Source organism: Streptomyces chattanoogensis (assembly GCF_001294335.1).
Lineage (GTDB): Bacteria > Actinomycetota > Actinomycetes > Streptomycetales > Streptomycetaceae > Streptomyces > Streptomyces chattanoogensis.
The window spans coordinates 105,749-124,977 of sequence record NZ_LGKG01000013.1 but is presented as its reverse complement, the minus strand read 5'-3'; the positions used below and the strand labels follow the sequence as shown (position 1 = coordinate 124,977).

General features: G+C 73.0%; 19 protein-coding genes. 10 read left to right on the top strand and 9 right to left on the bottom strand.

Annotation, left to right across the window (positions count from 1 at the left end):
* The first annotated feature begins 64 nt into the window (after window positions 1-64).
* From ADL29_RS04745 to ADL29_RS04735, 3 genes are all read left to right on the top strand, one after another.
* Window positions 65-427: a hypothetical protein gene (locus ADL29_RS04745; RefSeq protein ID WP_425424198.1), complete on the top strand. Its 363-nt coding sequence runs from the start codon at window positions 65-67 to the stop codon at window positions 425-427.
* A 1-nt stretch (window position 428) separates the two neighbouring features.
* Window positions 429-716: a DUF4031 domain-containing protein gene (locus ADL29_RS04740; protein ID WP_053922485.1), complete on the top strand. Its 288-nt coding sequence runs from the start codon at window positions 429-431 to the stop codon at window positions 714-716.
* A 93-nt stretch (window positions 717-809) separates the two neighbouring features.
* The gene (locus tag ADL29_RS04735; protein ID WP_053922484.1) at window positions 810-1,340 is read left to right on the top strand and encodes a pyridoxamine 5'-phosphate oxidase family protein; all 531 of its coding nucleotides are present in this window, start codon (window positions 810-812) and stop codon (window positions 1,338-1,340) included.
* A gap of 38 nt (window positions 1,341-1,378) precedes the next feature.
* Here the strand turns inward: ADL29_RS04735 and ADL29_RS04730 are convergent, their stop codons facing one another.
* Together ADL29_RS04730 and ADL29_RS04725 are read right to left on the bottom strand one after the other, a co-directional pair.
* Complete coding sequence (locus ADL29_RS04730) at window positions 1,379-2,608, bottom strand: Cmx/CmrA family chloramphenicol efflux MFS transporter (RefSeq protein WP_046930883.1); 1,230 nt, start codon at window positions 2,606-2,608, stop codon at window positions 1,379-1,381.
* 203 nt (window positions 2,609-2,811) lie between these two features.
* Entirely contained in the window at window positions 2,812-3,489 is a 678-nt protein-coding gene (locus ADL29_RS04725) for an HD domain-containing protein (protein ID WP_053922483.1), read from the bottom strand.
* Window positions 3,490-3,719: 230 nt separating this feature from the next.
* Between ADL29_RS04725 and ADL29_RS04720 the strand changes: the two genes are divergently transcribed.
* Window positions 3,720-4,346, top strand: a complete 627-nt coding sequence (locus tag ADL29_RS04720) for a maleylpyruvate isomerase family mycothiol-dependent enzyme (RefSeq protein ID WP_245689142.1) — start codon at window positions 3,720-3,722, stop codon at window positions 4,344-4,346.
* Window positions 4,347-4,372: 26 nt separating this feature from the next.
* Here the strand turns inward: ADL29_RS04720 and ADL29_RS04715 are convergent, their stop codons facing one another.
* Genes ADL29_RS04715 through ADL29_RS04705 form a run of 3 tightly spaced genes read right to left on the bottom strand, consistent with a single transcriptional unit; the run spans window position 4,373 to window position 6,511 of the window.
* Window positions 4,373-5,275 carry a transporter substrate-binding domain-containing protein gene (locus tag ADL29_RS04715; protein ID WP_157878390.1) on the bottom strand — a complete coding sequence of 301 codons (903 nt, stop codon included), beginning with the start codon at window positions 5,273-5,275 and terminating at the stop codon, window positions 4,373-4,375.
* Window positions 5,276-5,321: 46 nt separating this feature from the next.
* On the bottom strand, window positions 5,322-6,056 hold the full coding sequence (locus ADL29_RS43325) for a hypothetical protein (protein ID WP_053922482.1): 735 nt from the start codon (window positions 6,054-6,056) through the stop codon (window positions 5,322-5,324).
* Window positions 6,053-6,511 carry a hypothetical protein gene (locus ADL29_RS04705; RefSeq protein WP_053922481.1) on the bottom strand — a complete coding sequence of 153 codons (459 nt, stop codon included), beginning with the start codon at window positions 6,509-6,511 and terminating at the stop codon, window positions 6,053-6,055. The genes ADL29_RS43325 and ADL29_RS04705 overlap by 4 nt, the downstream gene beginning before the upstream one ends.
* Before the next feature lie 243 nt (window positions 6,512-6,754).
* Between ADL29_RS04705 and ADL29_RS04700 the strand changes: the two genes are divergently transcribed.
* Complete coding sequence (locus tag ADL29_RS04700) at window positions 6,755-7,489, top strand: copper homeostasis protein CutC (RefSeq protein ID WP_053922480.1); 735 nt, start codon at window positions 6,755-6,757, stop codon at window positions 7,487-7,489.
* Between the two features lie 44 nt (window positions 7,490-7,533).
* Here the strand turns inward: ADL29_RS04700 and ADL29_RS04695 are convergent, their stop codons facing one another.
* Window positions 7,534-9,636: a HelD family protein gene (locus ADL29_RS04695; RefSeq protein ID WP_053922479.1), complete on the bottom strand. Its 2,103-nt coding sequence runs from the start codon at window positions 9,634-9,636 to the stop codon at window positions 7,534-7,536.
* A 336-nt stretch (window positions 9,637-9,972) separates the two neighbouring features.
* Between ADL29_RS04695 and ADL29_RS04690 the strand changes: the two genes are divergently transcribed.
* Window positions 9,973-10,188 (top strand): hypothetical protein, encoded by a 216-nt coding sequence (locus tag ADL29_RS04690; protein WP_053922478.1) that lies wholly within the window; start codon window positions 9,973-9,975, stop codon window positions 10,186-10,188.
* A gap of 182 nt (window positions 10,189-10,370) precedes the next feature.
* Window positions 10,371-11,678 carry a glycosyltransferase 87 family protein gene (locus ADL29_RS04685; RefSeq protein WP_053922477.1) on the top strand — a complete coding sequence of 436 codons (1,308 nt, stop codon included), beginning with the start codon at window positions 10,371-10,373 and terminating at the stop codon, window positions 11,676-11,678.
* A gap of 63 nt (window positions 11,679-11,741) precedes the next feature.
* On the opposite strand, the gene ADL29_RS04680 is transcribed toward ADL29_RS04685, so the two are convergent.
* A complete protein-coding gene (locus ADL29_RS04680) occupies window positions 11,742-13,394 on the bottom strand; it encodes a DNA repair helicase XPB (RefSeq protein ID WP_053922476.1) in 1,653 nt (550 codons plus the stop codon).
* A 177-nt stretch (window positions 13,395-13,571) separates the two neighbouring features.
* A complete protein-coding gene (locus ADL29_RS04675) occupies window positions 13,572-16,076 on the bottom strand; it encodes a helicase C-terminal domain-containing protein (RefSeq protein WP_053922475.1) in 2,505 nt (834 codons plus the stop codon).
* Window positions 16,077-16,094: 18 nt separating this feature from the next.
* Here ADL29_RS04675 and ADL29_RS04670 point away from each other — a divergent pair, with 18 nt between their 5' ends.
* Complete coding sequence (locus tag ADL29_RS04670) at window positions 16,095-17,270, top strand: hypothetical protein (RefSeq protein WP_342671137.1); 1,176 nt, start codon at window positions 16,095-16,097, stop codon at window positions 17,268-17,270.
* A gap of 455 nt (window positions 17,271-17,725) precedes the next feature.
* On the top strand, window positions 17,726-18,385 hold the full coding sequence (locus tag ADL29_RS04665) for an HAD family hydrolase (protein ID WP_053922473.1): 660 nt from the start codon (window positions 17,726-17,728) through the stop codon (window positions 18,383-18,385).
* On the opposite strand, the gene ADL29_RS04660 is transcribed toward ADL29_RS04665, so the two are convergent.
* On the bottom strand, window positions 18,325-18,600 hold the full coding sequence (locus ADL29_RS04660; RefSeq protein ID WP_053922472.1) for a hypothetical protein: 276 nt from the start codon (window positions 18,598-18,600) through the stop codon (window positions 18,325-18,327). The two genes, ADL29_RS04665 and ADL29_RS04660, sit on opposite strands and share 61 nt — an antisense overlap.
* 234 nt (window positions 18,601-18,834) lie before the next feature.
* On the opposite strand from ADL29_RS04660, the gene ADL29_RS45950 reads away from it, so the two are divergent.
* Complete coding sequence (locus tag ADL29_RS45950; protein WP_046926517.1) at window positions 18,835-19,218, top strand: cold-shock protein; 384 nt, start codon at window positions 18,835-18,837, stop codon at window positions 19,216-19,218.
* Window positions 19,219-19,229: the final 11 nt, after the last annotated feature.

Sequence of the window (19,229 nt, the reverse complement as noted above, 5' to 3'; positions counted from 1 at the left end):
CCTGTGGACGACGAGTGCCCCGGGCGGGCGGTCCGGTCCGGCCGTCCGCGCGACAATGGACGGCATGGAGCTGGAACAGGCATTGCATGCCGCGCGGGCGCTGGTGCTCGCCGACCTGGTCGCGGACGACGTCGCCGACGCCGACATCGTCTCGCTCGTCGAGGACGCGGTCGCCCATCGCCGCTGGTGGGTGGAGCAGTGGCCTGAGGGCGCGGAGTTCGTCGCCGGACTGATAGCCCAGGATGTGCAGGACGCCCTGCTCGAGCGGTACGGCCGCTGGCCGCTGTGCCCCGTGTGCACCACGTCCGGCGATCCTCATGCCCTTGATGTCGAGCCGGAATTGGGGCCCGATCCGCACTGGGTCTGCCCCAAGACGGCGGTTGCGGTGGCGCGCGTCGGCAGACTGCGCGCCCCCATGGAGACCTGAGGTGGCGGTCTATATCGATCCGCCCACCTGGCCGGGGCACGGCCGGATGTGGTCCCACCTGGTCAGCGACACCTCGTTCGACGAACTGCATGCGTTCGCGGCCGCGATAGGCGCGCCGCCGCGGGCGTTCGAGCGTGACCACTACGACCTGCCCGCGGAGCGGTACGCCGACGCGGTACGGGCCGGGGCGGTGGAGGTCGGCTGCAAGGAACTGCTGCGCCGGCTGACGGCGGCGGGCCTGCGCAGGCCCAAGAACCGGGCGGCGCCGGGCGTCCGGGATGTTCCGTAACGAGGCGAGAGACGTTCCGTAGCGAGGCGAAACACGTAGCGAGGGGAAAGACGTTCCGTAGCGAGCGGAAAGCGAACGGAAGAGGAGTCAGCCATGGCAGCCAGGGAGCCGGTCACCGAGCTTCACCCGGACTACAGCAGCGCGGGCGCCACGGCCACGGCATGGACGGCGGCGGTCGGCGGCATGACCGAGGCGGAGATCTTCTGGCTGTCCACCGTCCGGCCTGACGGCCGCCCGCACGTCACTCCGCTGCTGGCGGTGTGGGCGGACGGCGCGCTCCATTTCGCGACCGGGGCCGAGGAGCGCAAGGCCAGGAATCTCGCGGCCGCCCCGCACTGTGTGCTCACGACGTCGACGGCCGGCGGCAACGATCTGCATGCCGGCCTGGACGTGGTGGTCGAGGGCGATGCGGTGCGGGTCGAGGACGAGACGACGCTGGTCGGGCTGGCCGATCTCTTCGTCGAGAAGTACGGCGATGACTGGCGGTTCGAGGTCCGCGACGGTGCGTTCCACCGGGAGGGCCACCGGGCCGTCGTGTTCCGGGTCGAGCCGGTCACGGCGTTCGGCTTCGGGCGGGGCGAGACGTACAGCCAGACGCGCTGGCGGTTCGACGGCGGCGCGTGAGGTGAAGCGGGGCGGGCGCCGGGCCCGCCCCGCCTGCCTCAGTGCTGCTCGGCGGCCGCCTTCTCCAGGGTGGGGGCGACGCCCGCCGAGGAGGCGACGAGCGTGGAGCGGTGGTCGGCCGAGCGGTGCAGCCGGAAGGCGACGGCCGTCACGACGACGGCCCCGGCGGCCAGCGCCGCGCCCGTCCAGGCCACCGACGGATAGCCCCAGTGGGCACCGATGGCCAGTCCGCCCAGCCAGGGCCCGAGGGTGTTGCCGATGTTGAAGGCCGCCGTGGTGGTCGCGCCCGCGAGCGTCGGCGCGGCGTTGGCCACATTGAACATCCGGGCGTTGAGCGCCGGGGCCGTGGTGAAGGCCGTCACGCCGAGCATCAGGGAGAGGGCCACCGCGGCGATCGGGCTGTGGGCGGTCAGCGCCAGGAGGGCCAGTACGGACGTGGAGGCGGAGATCCCGACGAACAGCGTGCCGAAGAGGTGGGCGTCGGCGATCCGGCCGCCGATGAACGTACCGATCAGCGCGCCGACACCGAAGAGGGCGAGCACCGTCGGAACCCAGCTCTCGGCGAGCCCGGCGGTGTCGGTCAGCAGCGGCGAGAGGTACGAGAAGAGCGCGAAGACGGCCGCGCCGTTCAGGGCCGTGGCGGTCAGCGCGAGCCAGACCTGCTTGTCCTTGTAGATCGCGAGCTCACGGCGCAGCTGCGGACGCTCGTCCCCGGTGGGCACGGGCACCCGCGGCACCAGTGCGATCACCCCGAGCAGACCGATCGCGGCCAGCGCCGCCACCGCCCAGAAGGCCGAACGCCAGCCGGCGTGCTGGCCGAGCAGCGCACCCGCCGGGACGCCCGCGATATTGGCGATGCTCAGCCCGCCGACCATCACGGCCATCGCACGGGCACGTGCGGTGACCGGCACCAGCGAGACGGCGACCGCCGCCCCGACCGCCCAGAAACCGGCGCAGGCCAGCGCGCTCACCACGCGCGAGGCGAACAGCACGCCGTAGGTCGGCGCCACCGCGCCGGCCACCTGGCCCAGGCCGAACAGGCCGAGCAGGGCTATCAGGGTCGTACGGCGCGGCAGCCGCAGCGTCGCCGCGGCGAGGACGGGGGCGCCGACCACCATGCCGATCGCGAACGCGGAGACCAGCAGTCCGGCCTGCGGAATGGAGACGTCCAGATCGCGGGCAAGGGGCTGGAGGATGCCGGAGAGCATGAATTCCGACGTGCCCAGGGCGAATACGGACAGGCCCAGGACGTAGACGGCGATGGGCATGCGGGCACCTTCGGCGGGTGCGGCGGGGCCGGTGCGTTCGGGGTTTTCGGTGAGCTCGGTGCGTTCGGATCGGGCTGGCATGACAGGTACTAACAGCGGTAGGACGCCTGACATTCCCGTTTTCGCCCGCGAATTTTCCGGTGCCGGGGAGGAGGGGGCCGCCGGGAGTGCGGGGGCGCGACGCACCGCGCCCCCGCGGCCCGTCACCCGGTCAGCAGCTCCAGCTCCGTCGCCAGATTCCGGCGCGCCGTGTGTTCCCACCGGTCGTACGCCAACGGGGTCCGGAACAGCCGTGGCAGGGCGAGGAGTTGACGCAGCACGGCGGCGCGGCCCGCGGTGAAATCGGGGTCGGGGACGAAGGCGTACTCCTCGCGGACGGCCGCGGCATAGGCCGCGTAGTCGTCCGGGGAACCCCCGAGCACCGCCAGGTCGGCGTCGCACAGCACCTCGCCGTCGGGATCGTCCGGGGACGGGTCATGGGTGACTGTGAGCCGTACCAGACGGGCCACCTCGGCCGTACGGGCCGCGCCGATGCCCAGTTCGGGCAGGGCGCGCTCGGCAAGCGCGGCGCTGCGTTCCTCGTTCTCGGAGCGGTCCGGGCGGTAGACCGCGTCATGGAACCAGGCCGCCAACTGGACGACGGGCAGATCGTCGGCGTGCCCGGCCAGTTCGTCGATCCGCTCCAGGACGGCGGTCAGATGGGCGACGGTGTGATAGCGGCGTTGCGGTTCGGCCCAGCGGGCGAGGAGGTTGTCCGCGTACGGGGCCGGATCGGGGCCCCCGGTGGTGTGCGAGCCGCGGGCCTCGGCGACGGTGTCGGCCCAGCGGCGGGCCAGCTCCGCCGGGGCGATGGGATACGCCTTACGGGACTCGGGGTTCATGGCAGTCATTCTGCCTCCGGGGACCGGGAATTGCCTGCGGGTGGCGGAGGGGGCGATTAGGGTGCCGCCGTATCGTCGTCGCACTGATCATGGGGTGGGTCGTGGCCGAATCGGGCGTTTCCTCAACGGGTGTTTCCTCAACGGGCGGGTCGGCAGCAGCGGGAGATTCCAGGGGCTCCCGCGATGCCGAGCTGCCGGGCCGGCTGCTCCGGACCGAGCGGGACGTCTTCATGCCGCTGCTCCGGGCCACTCCCGAGGAGCGGTTCGCGCTGCGGACGGCCTGTCCCGGGTGGACCGTACGCGATGTGCTCGCGCACTGCGGCGCGGCGCTGGTCCGGATCGTCGAAGGCCGCCTGGAGCCGGGGGTGTTCTCGCCCGCGTCGAACGCCGCCGATGTCGCCGAGCGGGCCGGCTGGCCGCTGGCCCGGGTGCTGGACGAGCTGGAGCGCGGGTTCACCGAGGCCGGACCGGTCATCGCGGCCGGCGACGGGCGGCTCGACGGGGTGGCGCTGGGGGAGTGGGTGCACGCGGGCGATGTACGGGACGCCTTCGGAGTGCCCGGGGCGTACGCCGGGGAGGGCGCGGAGGCGGCGCTCGAACTGCTGGTGATGTCGGCCGGGAAGCGCGGTACGCCGCTGCTGCGGGCCGAGCTCCTGGACGGCGACGACGGCAACGGCGGCGGCCATGGAGGCGGCGGCCGGACACTGGAACTCGGCGTCGCGGCCGACGGACGTCCGCCGGCCCGGCTGACCTGCGATGTGCCGACGCTGATCCGGCTCTATGCGGGACGTTCGCTGGTCGGTACGCGGTATGAGCTGGAGGGCGCGGCGGAGGGGGAGTTGGCGATCTACACCTGAGCCCCCGGCCCGCCGCGCGGGAGGCGTCAGGTCCTGGGGCGGTCGCGGCAGGAGAGGGAGTCGACGGTCTCGATGCGCGGCTTGAAGTCGGTCTCCCAGGTGGCGTCGGCCTTCGGAATCGAGGGCAGGGACGTCGCGAAGTCCTGGCTCCAGGTGTTGTCGCCGATGTACTCCCGCAGGGCGTCGCGCAGCTTCAGGCAGTCCTGGCGGTGGCCCTTGGCCATGGCGATGCCGTACTGGTTGGCCGAGCCGTAGGTGATGTCGGGGACGACCTTGAGATCCGGGTTCTCCTGGGTGAAGCCGTAGAGGATCATCTGGTCGGTGGAGACCGCGTCGGCCGTCTTCTTGACCTTGAGGTCGTTGATGCAGGTGGACGCGTCCGGCTGCTCGTAGACCGCGATCCGGTCGTACTGCGGGCCCTCCAGGGTGGTGGCGGAGGTGGTCCCCGGCCAGGTGCAGACGCGCTTTCCGTTGACGTCGTCGGGCTTCTTGATCCGGTTGTCGTTCCTGCGGACCATGAGGCCCTGGTAGGTGGTCGCGTACGGGCCCGCGAAGTCCAGCGCCTTCATCCGGTCGACGGTGATCGAGTACGTCGCGACGACCAGGTCCTTCGTCTTGTCGGTGAGCACGGCGCGGCGGTCCTCGGACGGCACGATCCCGAAGTCGGCCTTGGCGCCGACCGCCTTGAGGACCTGGCGGGCGACGGTGGTGTCGAAGCCGGAGAACTTGTAGTTGCGCACGACGGCGGTGCCGGGCTGGTCGTTCTTCGTCCCGACGAGGACCTTGCCGTCCGCGAAGAGGGAGGGCGGCTGGTCGTCGGCGCAGGCGCTCGCCGTCAGGGCGCCGAGGGCGAGGACCGCCGCCAGGAGCGTGGCGCGGCGGCGGGCGGTGCGTCTTGTGGGTGCGGTGTTCTCCGGCCTGGTGGTCATGAGGTCCCCGTTCTTCGTTCTTCTCGTTCGCCGTCGGTCGCGCCGGTCATCCGTCATGCAGGACGGCACGGGTCGCCCGTACGTCCATCCGGCAGCCGCGGGCGGTGTGCAGCCGCAGATCGATCCGTACGGAGCCGGCCCGCGCGCCCAGGGCGAAGTCGGCGGTGCCACCGGGTCGCAGGCTCTCGGTCTGGGCGGCGACATCCGAGGTGAGCAGCGAGACCGTGGCGCTGGTGTCCGGGAGGCAGGTCGGGCCGGCCGGGTCGTGGTCGTCGATGGCCAGCGTCAGCCGCAGGGAATTGCGCGGCTCCTTGAGGGCGTCGGCGTCCAGGCGGAGGGTCAGGGTGCGGTGTGCGGAGTCGTCCAGCGGCTGGCTGCCCTCGGTGTGTACCTGCCCGGTGACATCGATCTCTCCGTGGGTGCGGACGTTCTGGAACGCCAGCCAGGCGCCGACCGCTGCCAGGACGGAGACGAGGGAGAGGACGCCGACCACCCGGGCGCCGCGCGGGCTCCGGTTGAGCATGCGGGCGGCCGCCGTGCCGACCGACAGCACGGCGAGCGCGCCCCACAGGGTGTACTGGCTCGCGGGTCCGTCCGGCCAGGTGCTCCCGGCGATCACCAGGCCGGTGCAGGCCACCAGGAGCGGCACCCAGCGTGCGTTGGGGTGCATCACCCACCGGATGATCACGTTCTTGATGTGGTTGGCGGCGATGGGGTGGTCGCCGTGCGCCGTCGAGCTGTTGTGGACGGCGCCGTCGCGGGTGCCCCCCGGGCCGGTCATGAGCCGTCCTGGGTGCCGCTGCCGCCCCCCTGGTTGATGGTGCCGATGTTGACGGCCGCGATGCCGCCCTGGCCGTTCGCGGTGACGTTGTTGTGGACGATGTTCCGCTGGAAGAGGTGTTCCAGCAGGTGGGGGCCGTCGCGGCGGTCGGCGGGGGTGTCCAGCCACGCCGTCACCGCGGTGGACAGCAGCAGCCGCTCGCGGTGGTCGAGGCCCGCGAGCAGCTCGTCGAGGGCGTCCGCGCGGCGGGTGTCGAGGAGCGGCTGGGAAGTGCCGTCGCCGAGGGCGCGGGTGCCGCCGCCGCGGAGCAGGCTGCGGAAGAAGCCCTCGCCGGCCGCCACGGTGCGCTCGGCGATCCGCTGCTGGGCGGCGGTGATCACGGCGGTGCCCAGGCTGTTCGCGGCCAGGGCGAGATACGGAGCGATCTCGGCGGACACGGTCGCCAGGTCAGACATCCGACTCTCCCCACACTCATCGGTCACGGGCGCAACAGCCTTATCGGAAAGGCGTGTTACCCATGTGCGGGGTGATCCATACCTGCACGAATGAGGGGTTTCGGGCCGGGTTCGGGGAGGGGTGCGGAGCGGCGGCGTACGGGTGGTTGCCGGGCGCGTCCGGCGGCGATGTGATCCCCGGAGGGCCGGCCAGGACGTAGGCTGGATATTGGACTAGACCTGTTGCCGCTGGATTGGGGTCATATGAGCAAGCGCGCGCTCCTGGAGGTCATCGCGCTCGGTCCGGAGGATGCGATCGCGGCCCAGGCCGGCGGAGCCGACCGCCTGGAGCTGGTCACCGACATGGCGGCCGACGGGCTCACCCCGCCGCGGGCCGTCTTCGCGGCGATCCGGGCGGCCGTCGACATCCCGCTGCGGGTGATGCTGCGGGCCGCCGACGGGTTCGCGGCCGGGGACGCCGCGGATGTCGCGGCACTGTGCGCGGACGCGGCGGCGCTGCGGGCGGAGGGCGCGGACGAGTTCGTCCTGGGCTTCCTGACCCCGGACGGACGGCCCGACCTCGACGCCGTACGGGCCGTGGCGGCGGCGATCGACGGCTGCCGCTGGACCTTCCACCGGGCCATCGACCACGCCGCCGACCGCGACGCGCTGCGCCGGGAACTGGCGGGGCTCCCCGGGGGCTCCGGGCCCGACACCTACCTGACGGCCGGCTCCGCACAGGGCGTCGAGGCGGGCCTGGGGACGCTGGTCGCCGAGCAGGCCCGTACGGCCGCGGGCGAGGCCGGGTACGCGCCGCGGATCCTGGTGGGCGGCGGACTGACCCTCGGCCATCTGCCGCGGCTGCGGGCGGCGGGCCTGGACGCCTTCCACATCGGCGGCGCGGCCCGGCCCGCCGGCTGGTCCGCCCCGGTGGACGCGGCGGCGGTACGGGAGTGGCGGGAGGCGCTGGACGGGGTGCGGGACGGGGTGGGCGTTTAGGGCCCGCCCGGTGGATCAGGGGTGCCGCCCCGCCGACCGGCGGCTCAGCGCCCGTCCGCTTCCGCCGTCAGCTGTTCCGGCAGTTCCGCCGCATGAACGACCGTCAGACCGGAGACCGGGCGCGTCAGGCACACATACAGCCGGCGCAGCCCGGTCCGTTCGTCCGGCTCGCCGTCGATGATCGCCGCGGGCTCGTCCAGCACCACGTGGTCGTACTCCAGACCCTTGGCCAGGGTGGCGGGCACCAGGGTGAGACGGGACCCGGCGGAGGTCTCCTCGCCCGGGGCCAGACAGCTCAGGCCCGCCGCCTCGAGGGCCGTCCGCAACACCGGAATACGGGCCTCCGCAGCGATCAGGCCGATCGACCCCTCCTTCGCCAGCGCCTCGTCGCACGCCGCGAGGACGGCTGTATCCAGTCCGGCCGTCGCGACCCGGCGCACCGCGAAGTCGCCCGCGGACTCGCGGATCGAGGTGGCCTCCGTCAGGTCCGGAGCGATGGCCGGCAGCAACCGGGACGCATACGCGATGACCTCGCGCGGCACCCGGAAGCCCTGGGTCAGCTCCTCGACGGCCGACCCGGGCTTGCCCAGGTGGGCCAGCGCCTCCTCCCAGGTGTCGGTCGCCCACGGGGTGGTCCCTTGAGCGATATCGCCCAGAATCGTCGCGGAACCCGTCGTACAGCGGCGCCCCACCGCCCGGTACTGCATCGGGGAGAGGTCCTGCGCCTCGTCGAGCACCACATGACCCAGTGACGGGGTGCGCTCCACCAGGTCCATCGCCTCATCGATCAGCACCGCATCCGCGGACGACCACTTGGCGCTCTTCACACTGCGGGCCGGTCTGGTCCACAGGATCGTCTTCTGCTCCTCGGGCGTGAGGATGCCCGCCGCCTGCTCGGCCAGAAAATCGGCGTCGCTCAGCAGGCGCAGCACCAGCTTGGCCGGATCGACCGGCGGCCAGACCGCCTTGACCGCGGCCTTCACGGCGGCGTTACGGGCCACCGCGTCCTGCACCCGGTCGTCCGGCGCCTCGCCCGCCTGCTCCATCCGCACCAGGACGGCGTGCGCGATGCGCTGCGGCAGGGCGTCGCGGGCCGCGCCGTAGCGGATGTCGCGGTCCATCAACTCCCGTACGAGCTCTTCGAGTTCATACGCCGGTACGCGCCAGCGGCGGGAGCCACGGACGACCACACAGGGCTCCTGCGGCATGGTGATGCCCGAGCGGACGGCGCGCCGCAGCACCTCCGCCATCCGGGCGTCGCCCTTGACCGTCGCCGCGGCCGCCTCGTCCGTGCCGCGTACCTCCACATGCCCCACCAGGTCATCGACCGTGGCCTGCTTGACCTCCAGCTCGCCGAGGGCCGGCAGGACCTGCTCGATGTAGTGCAGGAAGGAGCGGTTCGGGCCGATGACGAGGGTGCCGGAACGGGCCAGCCGCTCCCGGTGGGCGTACAGGAGATAGGCGACACGGTGCAGGCCGACCGCCGTCTTGCCGGTGCCCGGCGCCCCCTGGACGCAGACCGAACCGCCGATCCCGGCACGCACGATCTCGTCCTGCTCGGGCTGGATGGTGGCGACGATGTCCCGCATGGGGCCGACGCGCGGCCGCTCGATCTCCGACTGGAGGAGCTGACTGGCGCGCTCCGCCTCCGCGGGGTCGGTGAGATGCTCGTCCTCGTAGGCCGTCAACTCGCCGCCGGTGTAACCGAATCGGCGGCGCAGCTTCAGATCCATCGGGTCCTTCTTGGACGCCCGGTAGAACGGCTGGGAGACGGGGGCGCGCCAGTCGATGACCATGGGGTCGCCGTCGGCGTCGTGGACATGGCGGCGGCCGATGTAGAAGTTCTCGCCCTCCCGTCGCCCACCATCACCCTTGCCCGGGGCGTGCAGATAGTCGAGGCGGCCGAAGAACAGCGGGGTGTGGGAGAGGTCGGCGAGCGCCTTGATACGGGCTTCGATCTCGCCCTGGAGGACCTCGGCGTTGACCCAGTTCGCGGTGACGTCCGCGATGTTGAGCTCCTCCGCGTCCTTGCGCATGGCGCGGAGGGCCGAGCGGGAGGCGGCGAGATGCGCCTTTTCGCGCTCCAAGGGTCCGGGCGACGGGTGAGCGGCTGAGTCGGGGACAGAGTCGGGGACAGGCGAGGGCACGGCGTTGCCTCCGGTGGGAGTCCTGCGGGACGTACTGCGGCGGGCGCGTGCGCGCGACGGGCGGGCACGGCGGGGCCGGCCGGTTTCCGTCCGGTCGGCGGCGCTCCTCGACGGGAGGCAGGGCAGACGCGCGATTGTAGTCAGCACCTATTAAGGGCGCCAATGGATATTGGGCGGCGGTGACCCGGTGCGTACGGGGGCGGGCGGACCCTGGACCCCTAGCTCTCCCGTAGGTCTCCCGTAGGGGTTGCGTAGAACCAGAGGCTGACTTCCGGGCGATGCAGGATGGACCCATGGACCGATGTGCGGCAATCGCGTGAAATCCATCATGGAGACATGAGCAGCGCAGCGATTCACTCCGCATCCGTCCACCCGATCTCCCTGCATCCGGTCAAAGGCGCAACCGCCCTCGGCCCCGGCACCGACGCCCCGCATGCCGCGGAGCACGCCCACCAGCACCGCCATGTGGTCGGCAACGTCCTCCGCGCGGTCAAGGTCTTCGCCGCGGCGGCATTCAGCGTCGCGGTCCTGGGGGAGTACGCCGACGATTGACCGCCGTATCCCACGACCCCACCACCCCGGAGCCCACCACCCCGGACCCCGCGCCATCGGGCGCAAGGGCCCGCCCCCGCCGCGACGTCCGGATGACCGGAAACCGTTACGGGCCGTAGGCCTCGATCCACTAGCGTCGCCGCAAAGAGCGCGCTCCGGGGCGACAAAGGAGGGGTCGACGGGTGTCTGCCGCCGAGGGGACGGGGACCTGGAAAGGGAGACGGACGCGGACCGGGGCGCAGAGCATCGCCGGCTCCCGCATCGCCGGACCCCGCCGGCTGATCATCGCGGCGGCACTGCTCGCGGTGTCATTCGGGGGGCTGTGGGCGCTGTACGAGGTCCAGCCGCTCCCGATGTCCGACATAGCCGTCTACCGCGCGGAAGGCGAAGCCGCCGCGACCGGCGGTGACCTCTACGGATTCACCGTCACCAAGTGGCACCTCCCCGCCACCTACCCGCCCTTCGCCGCCCTGCTCTTCATCCCCACCGCCTGGATCTCGCTCGCCACCCTCAAGGTCGTCTGCGTTCTCGTCAACGCCGCCCTCCTCGCCCTGCTGGTCCACCTCTCCTGCAAGGCCGCCGGTCTGCGCAAGGCCGCCGGCTCGGCCCCCGTCCTCCTCGCCGCCACCGCCCTCGGCCTCTGGCTCGAACCGGTCTTCCAGACCTTCGTCTTCGGCCAGGTCAACCTCGCCCTGGCCTGCCTGGTCCTGTGGGACCTCTCCCGCCCCGACGGCGCGCGCTTCAAGGGATTCGTCACCGGCATCGCCGCGGGCATCAAGCTCACCCCCGCGCTCTTCGCCGTCTATCTCCTGATCACCGGCCGGGTGAAGGCCGCCTTCGGCGCCCTCGCCGGATTCGCCGTCTCGGTGCTCATCGGCCTGCTGTTCCTGCCCGACGCCAGCGTGGAGTTCTGGACGCGGCGGATGTTCGAGACGGGCCGGGTCGGCAAGGTCTGGATCGTCGACAACCAGTCCCTTCAGGGACTGATCTCCCGCGTCCTGCACGACCCCGAGCCCGGCCTCCTGTGGACGGCGGCGGCGCTGCTCACCGGCATCGCCGGGCTCTGTGTCGCCCGCCGCGTCTATCTGCGGCGCGGCCTGGACACCTGGGGCGTGCTGGTCACCGCCGTCACGGCGCTCCTGGTCTCCCCGATCAGCTGGTCGCACCACTGGGTCTGGTGCGTACCGCTGCTGGCCACCCTCGCCGCGCACACCCGCGGCATCCCCTGGCGCCGCGCGCTGCTGGCCGCGGTCACCCTCGCCTTCACCGCCCGCACCCTGTGGATCGTGCCGCACACCGGCGACCTCGATCTGCGGCTCTCCTGGTGGCAGCAGCCGCTCACCGCGCCGTATCCGCTACTCGGGCTGGCGCTGCTGGCCGCGCTGGTGTGGTGGACACGCAATGCCGCGGACCGCCCCGCCGGGCCGGGCCGGATCCCGCTGCCCCGCGCGGCGCCCGAGCGGCCGGGCGCCCGCTCCCGTACGAGCTGAGGCTCCGGGGCGTCAGCCGGGGGCTGCCCGGCTCATGTCACCGCATCCCCGGCCGCCCGCACCTCACCACTCCTCGTCCGCCGCCAGCAGCTCGTCCGAGTCCACGATCCGGTACGCGTACCCCTGCTCGGCCAGGAAGCGCTGGCGGTGCGCCGCGAAGTCCTGGTCGATGGTGTCGCGGGCGACGACCGAGTAGAACCGCGCCTCGTGGCCGTCCGCCTTGGGCCGCAGCACCCGCCCCAGCCGCTGCGCCTCCTCCTGCCGCGACCCGAAGGTGCCGGACACCTGAATCGCGACCGTGGCCTCGGGCAGATCGATCGAGAAGTTCGCCACCTTCGAAACGACCAGCACCGAGATCTTCCCCTCCCGGAACGCGTCGAAGAGCTTCTCCCGCTGCGCGTTGGTGGTCTCCCCCTTGATCACCGGCGCGTCCAGATGCTCGCCCAGCTCGTCCAGCTGGTCGATGTACTGCCCGATGACCAGCGTCTGCTCGCCCTGATGACGCCGGACCAGCGCCTCCGTCACACTCTGCTTGCTGGCCGTCGTCGCGCAGTACCGGTACTTCTCCTCGGTCTCGGCCATCGCATACGTCAGCCGCTCCGACTCGGTCAGATTGACCCGTACCTCCACGCAGTCGGCCGGGGCGATATACCCCTGCGCCTCGATCTCCTTCCACGGGGCGTCGAAGCGCTTCGGCCCGATGAGCGAGAAGACATCCGACTCCCGCCCGTCCTCCCGTACCAGCGTCGCGGTCAGCCCCAGCCGCCGCCGCGCCTGCAGATCGGCGGTGAACTTGAAGACCGGCGCGGGCAGCAGATGCACCTCGTCATAGACGATCAGGCCCCAGTCGCGGGAGTCGAAGAGCTCCAGATGCGGATACACACCCTTCCGCTTCGTGGTCAGCACCTGATACGTCGCGATGGTGACCGGCCGGATCTCCTTCCTCGTGCCGCTGTACTCACCGATCTCGTCCGCGGTCAGCGAGGTCCGCTTCACCAGCTCGTGCTTCCACTGCCGCGCCGAGACCGTGTTGGTGACCAGGATCAGCGTGGTGGCCTTCGCCTGGGCCATCGCACCGGCCCCGACCAGCGTCTTTCCCGCACCACAGGGCAGTACGACGACACCCGAGCCGCCGTGCCAGAACCCCTCCACGGCCTGCTGCTGATACGGCCGTAGCGCCCAGCCGTCCTCGCGCAGCTCGATCGGATGCGCCTCACCGTCCACGTAGCCGGCGAGGTCCTCGGCGGGCCAGCCCAGCTTCAGCAGCGTCTGCTTGATCTGCCCCCGCTCGGAGGGGTGCACGACGACGCTGTCCGGGTCGATCCGCGCCCCGACCAGCGGCTGCACCTTCTTCGACCGCAGGATCTCCTCGAGCACCGGCCGGTCGGTGGTGGTCAGCACCAGCCCGTGCGCCGGGTGCTTGGTCAGCGACAGCCGCCCGTACCGCGACATCGTCTCCGCGATGTCGACCAGCAGCGCATGCGGCACCGGATACCGCGAGAACTGCACCAGCGCATCCACGACCTGCTCGGCGTCATGCCCGGCGGCCCGCGCGTTCCACAGCCCCAGCGGCGTCACCCGGTAGGTGTGGATGTGCTCCGGCGCCCGCTCCAGCTCCGCGAACGGCGCGATGGCCCGACGGCAGGCGTCGGCCAGCTCATGGTCCACCTCCAGGAGCAGCGTCTTGTCGCTCTGGACGATGAGAGGTCCGTTCACGCGCCTCGCCCTTTCCGGTCACCGGCGGCCGTCCCCGTACGAGGGGCTCCCGTACGAGGGATTCCCGTACGGTCCGCGCGGGATCGTCCCGTACGGCCAAATCTCCAGTGTGCCGCATCGGCGCGGGAACGGGGACGGGTCGGGGACGACGGACGGAACGCTGCCGGGCGGACCCGCTCACACCGCGTCGTCCGCCAGCTCCGCCACCCCCGTGATCCGGTGCAGCGGGTAGGTGCGGACCTCGTCCGACGTGTGGTCGTAGGCCGTGACGAAACCGCCCTCGACGCGCACCGGGGCGATCACCCGCTGGCTGGCGGCGCCATCGGCGTTGACGTAGCCGATCCACAGGGCGGAGCTGGTCAGGACGGCGGCCTGCATGGTGGCCAGGGTCTCGGCGGAGGTGGTGCGGGGGAGGGCACCGGGGGCCGGGGCGGGGGCGTGCACCGGCTTGCGTTCGGCGGTGGCGGCGAGGTCGCCGGCGCGGATGGCGCGTACGGCGGCGGCGAGGAGGGTGTCGTCGGGGGCGGGCGGGCCCTCGGGGACCGGGGTGGGGGCCGTGCGGGGCGCGGTCCGGTAGGAGTCGGTACGGGCGATCAGGACATCGCCGGTGGCGGACTCGGCGGCGGGGGCGTAACCCATGGCGCGCAGGCCGTCGAGGAGCTGGTCGGGGGCGGTCTGCGCGGCCAGCACGGTGGGGGCCAGACGGCGCAGGCGGAGGGCGGCGGAGCGGCGGTCGGCGAGGATCTCGGACAGGAGCGCGTCGTCGTCGCAGCGGAGGTAGGCGGCGGCCGCGCCGATCCGCAACTGGCCGTGCCTGCGGGCCACATCGTCGATGAGGTACGCGAGGGGCTGGGGGACCGGCGTACGGGAGTGGGCGCCGAGGAACTCCTGGAGTTCGGCGGCGGAGCGGCCGGCGTCCAGGGCGCGGCGCACCGAGGCGGGGGTGAAGCGGTACACCGTCGCGCCGCCCTTGGACTCGACGTCCGCCAGCACGTCGAGCGCCTCGGCGAGCGGGCGGCGCAGCGGGCCCGGGGCGACGGCGGTCAGGTCCGCCTGGAGGAGGACGTGGTCAAGGGGCTCGGGGAGAAGGGGAGCGAGGAGGGCCGCGGCGCGGGACACGGCGGCGGTGCGCTCGGCGGGCGTGGCGGACGGTTCGGTGTCGAGCAGCGCGCGGGCATGGCCGGCGAGCGCGCCGCGGCCGGTCACGCCCAGCAACTCGGCCTCGTCGAGCGTCCACTGGGCAAGCCGTGAGCGGAGGTCCGGCTCCACGGGGGCGGGGGAGCCGGGGGCGGCGGAACCCGGGGCGGCGGGGCCCGCTTCGTGCGCGCCCGCCGCCGCTCCCCGCAGCGGCCGCTCCCACCGGAGGCGCGCCAGCACCGCCGCAGGGGGCACGGACGTACCGGGCGGGAGGGAGGCCAGGAGGGCGAGGGCGCGGTGGCGGACCTCGGGGGCCGGGGAACGGTCGAGGTTCGGGCCGAGGGCGGCGAGCGCGCGCCCCTTCGCATCGGCGGTGCCGACCAGACCCGGCGTACGGGTCGCGGACAGCCACGCGCCCGCGATGACGGCCCAGCGCTCGTGGTCGGGCAGCTGGAGCCAGTCCTCGGCGGCCGGCGTGGCCGCGTACCGCTCGTCGGCCTCGCCGTCGGAGGCGATCAGCCCCGCCCCGTAGGCGAGTTCGAGCCAGAAGGCGGCCAGCTGCTCGGTGGTGTCCAGGGCGGTGGCGGTCCGCTTGAGGTCGCGGACGCTCATGCCCCCGGCGCGCAGCACGGCCGGGCCGCCCAGGTCCCACTCCTTGAGCAGCTCCTCGACGGTCGCCAGCGCCGTGAACGCCTGGCTCGCCGCGGCGTTGTCCACAAGCTGTGGATCGCGTTCCGTGACGGGCGAGAGAACCGGCGGCAGCGGCTCAGGGGTGCGGTGGGCGCGCCCGGCACGCAGGTGCAGGGCCGCTTCCCGGGGCAGTACGACATTGCGCCCGCCCGCCGGCAGCAGCAGCCCCCGGTCCAGGAGCCACTGCAGATGACCGGCCGGCCGGTCCGTCACACCGCCGTACGGAGGGCCCCACAGCAGCTTGTCGAGGACCGCAACGGACTCCGCGGGGGCGGCGTCGAGCAGCGCCGCCATCCGGGCCCGGTCGCAGAACAGGCCGGTCAGGGCGGCGACCGCGGTGACCGGATCGTGGGTGGCCGGCAGCCCGGCCGTGGCGAGGATCTCCTGCAGCCGCCCCGGCGACATCCCGGCCGCGGCCTCCGCGACGGTCGGGCCGAGCCCGGTCGGGGACGGATGCGTGGCGCTCGGCGTGAGCAGCTCACGGGCCGTACGCACCAGCCGCAGCCGGTCGTCCGGCCCCCACACCAGCGCCTGCGCCCGCAGCGCGGCCACCGCCCGGGGCAGCTCCGCCGCGACCGTCCCGTCCCCGGCGTCGCCGCCCATCAGCCCGCCGAGCGTCTCGTACGGGCAGGGATCGGGCGCCACCGCCAGCGCCTCGGCGGTCTGCAGCGCGAACCTGTCCAGCCGCTCCACCGCCCGCACCACCGACGCCCGGGTCCCGGCCCGGGTGGCGAGCTGGGTGACATCGCCCGGCACCGGACTGAGCAGGTCGGGCCGGGCCCGCAGCAGGCCGGCGAGCCCGCTGTCGGTGCGGGTTCTGAGCTCCTCGGCCAGGGTGCGGGGTGTATCGGTCATTCGTCCTACGTTAGCGGGGTGACCGATCCGGGGGCACTGTCCGGCGGCCACGGCGCCGGGGGCGTACGCCCGGCGCGCCCGGCGGTGGCGGCGGGGAGAACGGGCGGGCGGTACGGTCGGGACAGCAACCAGCGGACGCCGCAGGGGATTTCGTGGGGTTATGTCGTGGGGATCGAGAGCGATCAGCTCGTCTTTGACTATCTGAGCCGGGTGGGCGACCTGGCCCACCAGCGGGGGCTGCCGGCCGCCACCCGGATGCGGCTGGTCGCCGGGCTGCGGAGCGAGATAGACGCCCGGAAGGCCGACACCGTCCCTGGTGTGAAGCGGGTACTGGCGCGGCTGGGGACGCCGGAGGCCGTGGTGACGGCCGCGGCGGGCGGGGAGACGCCCCGGCCGGCGGCCCCGAAGAGCGGTCTCGGCGGGCTGACCGGCAAGGTGCCCGCGCCGCGGGACGGCGCGGCGCGGCCCGGCCTGCTGCGCAAACCGGCCCGGCCCGCCGCACCGGAGCCGGCCGCCGCGCCGCCCCATCTGGCGGGCGCCGACGAGCTGGGCGAGGCGGACGATCCGCCGGACTGGTGGCGGGTGGAGCCGTCGCCGTACGGGGCGGAGGAGACGGTCCCCGGGTTCGTCGGCGGCATCGAGCTTCCGGAGGTCTGGGAGCGGCCGGCACCGTCCACCGAGAAGGACGACGCCGAGGAGGCCCCGGTCGCCGGGACGGGCGGCGCGCGAACGCGTGCGGGGCTGCTGCGGGGCGTGCTCGGGCGGCGGCGGGGACCCGACCCCGCCGCCGACCCCGCTGCCGAGGAGTCCACCGCCGACGAGGCCGAGCCCGCGGCGGCGTCCGCGTCCCCCTGGGCCTGGCTCAGCCCCGTACCGGCGCTGGCCGTGGTTCTCCTGCTGGCGGGTGCCGTCCTGGACCAGTGGCTTGCGCTCGCGGCCGGCTGGGCGCTGGCGTACGTATCGCGGCGGCTGACCCGCGCCGAGGCGAAGTGCGCGGCACTGGGGGTGCCGGGGACCGCCGTCGGCGGGTTCATGGTGTGGCTGTGGGGCCGGTTCGACGGACGCTGGGGCGATCCGATCGCCCAGGGGCGGCTGGGACAGGCGCTGATGGACGGTCTGCCGGGGGTGGCACGGGGCGCGGCTGTCGCGTCGGCCGTGTTCGTGTTGTGGCGCCTTCGTCGGCGGGGCCGTTAGCTGGGTGCCCTTCGGGTGCGCCCCACGTTGCCGGGTGCGGCGCCGTGGTGGGTTCCGTTGTTTCGGGCCCGCCTGGCGGCGGGATCGGGGGAGGTTGTGGGGCCGGTCGCGGGCGTGTGGTCGTGGGTGCGGGGCCGGTCCTCCAGGACTTCGTCCCTACGGGCCCGACCCCTCCCGCCGGTTCCGCGACCGCCCCTGGGTGGGGGGTGGGGTCGGCTGTGGCTGATCTGGGAGGGCAAGCGGGCGGCCCGTCTGTACCTCCCCACCCACCGGCCGGAGGTCGACCACGGACGGGAGGGGGCGCTCCGCAGGGACGGAGTACCGGAGGAGAGCCCCCGCACCCCACCCCTGCGCAAAGCCCGACCACAACGGCCAACCCCCACCCCGCCCGCCGAAGGCGGGCAAACGGAACCCCCCACGGCGCCGCACCCGGCAACGCGGGGAGAATAAAGCCCATGGCACCCCCGCTCACGGTCGGATTCGACCTCGACATGACCCTGATCGACTCCCGGCCCGGCATCAAGGCCACCTACCTGGAGCTGTCCGCCAGGACCGGCACGTACGTGGACGCCGATGCGGCCATCACACGGCTGGGGCCGCCGCTGGAGGAGGAGATCCGCCGGTGGTACCCCGAGGAGCGGGTGGCGGAGATCAGCGATGTCTACCGGGGGCTGTACCCGGAGCACGCCATCGACGGGTCGCCGGCGATGCCGGGCGCCCGGGAGGCCATTGCGGCGGTGCAGGCGAGGGGAGGGCGCGCCATCGTCGTCACCGCGAAGTTCGAGCCCAACGCCAAGCTGCATCTGGCGCATCTGGGCATCGACGCGGACGCGGTCATCGGCTCGCTGTGGGCGGAGGCCAAGGCCGAGGCGCTGCGCGAGCACGGGGCGGGGATCTACGTCGGCGACCACATCGGTGACGTGCGGGGCGCGCGGGCCGCGGGCGCGCTGTCGGTGGCCGTCGCGACGGGGCCGTGCACCGCCGAGGAGCTGCGCGCGGCGGGCGCCGATGTGGTGTTCGGCGATCTGACCGAGTTCCCGGCGTGGCTGGATCGCTACGTGGCAGAAGGGGCGGATGGGGCAGAAGGCGCGGACGCGGCGGCCGCTTCCGCCTGACGCCGCTGGGCCCTGGCGGACCGGATCACGCCCGTCGCGGCGACCGCGAAACCGGCGCCCATCAGCATGCACACCCAGTAGAAGGCGGACGGCAGCGGATCGGTTCCGAGGAACAGCGGCGTCACCGTGGCGAGAGTGGCCACTGCGCCAACTAGGAACATGATCGCGCCGATTCGGACCAGCAGATCCCCGGCCTGGGGCGTTTCGTCAGACACCTGACCAGGGTAAGTCCGGGCCAGAAGCACTGAGGAACCACCCTGCGACGTCTTGTCACCGGGCACCGGACCATTAGCCTTGGTGGTGGCGGGTCCTGTGACCCGCTGCACTGCTATCCAGACCCGTTTATCCAGACCCGCTTCTTCCGCAGATTCCGCAGCGGATCCGGCCCGCCCCCTTTCCAGTAATTTTCTCCCCAGCATTTTCCGACGAGTACGAGGACGAGGACAGACGTGCCTACCGGCAAGGTCAAGTGGTTCAACAGCGAGAAGGGCTTCGGCTTTCTCTCCCGCGACGACGGCGGCGACGTCTTTGTGCATTCGTCGGTACTTCCCGACGGCGTGGACGCACTCAAGCCCGGTCAGCGCGTGGAATTCGGCGTGGTCGCCGGCCAGCGCGGTGACCAGGCACTGACCGTGACCCTCCTCGACCCCGCGCCCTCGGTGGCGGCCGCACAGCGCCGTAAGCCGGACGAACTCGCCTCGATCGTGCAGGACCTCACCACGCTGCTGGAAAACGTCACACAGCAGCTGGAGCGCGGCCGCTACCCGGACAAGGCGCACGGCGCGAAGATCGCCGGAATGCTGCGGGCGGTGGCCGACCAGCTGGACGTCTGACCGGCCGGGGC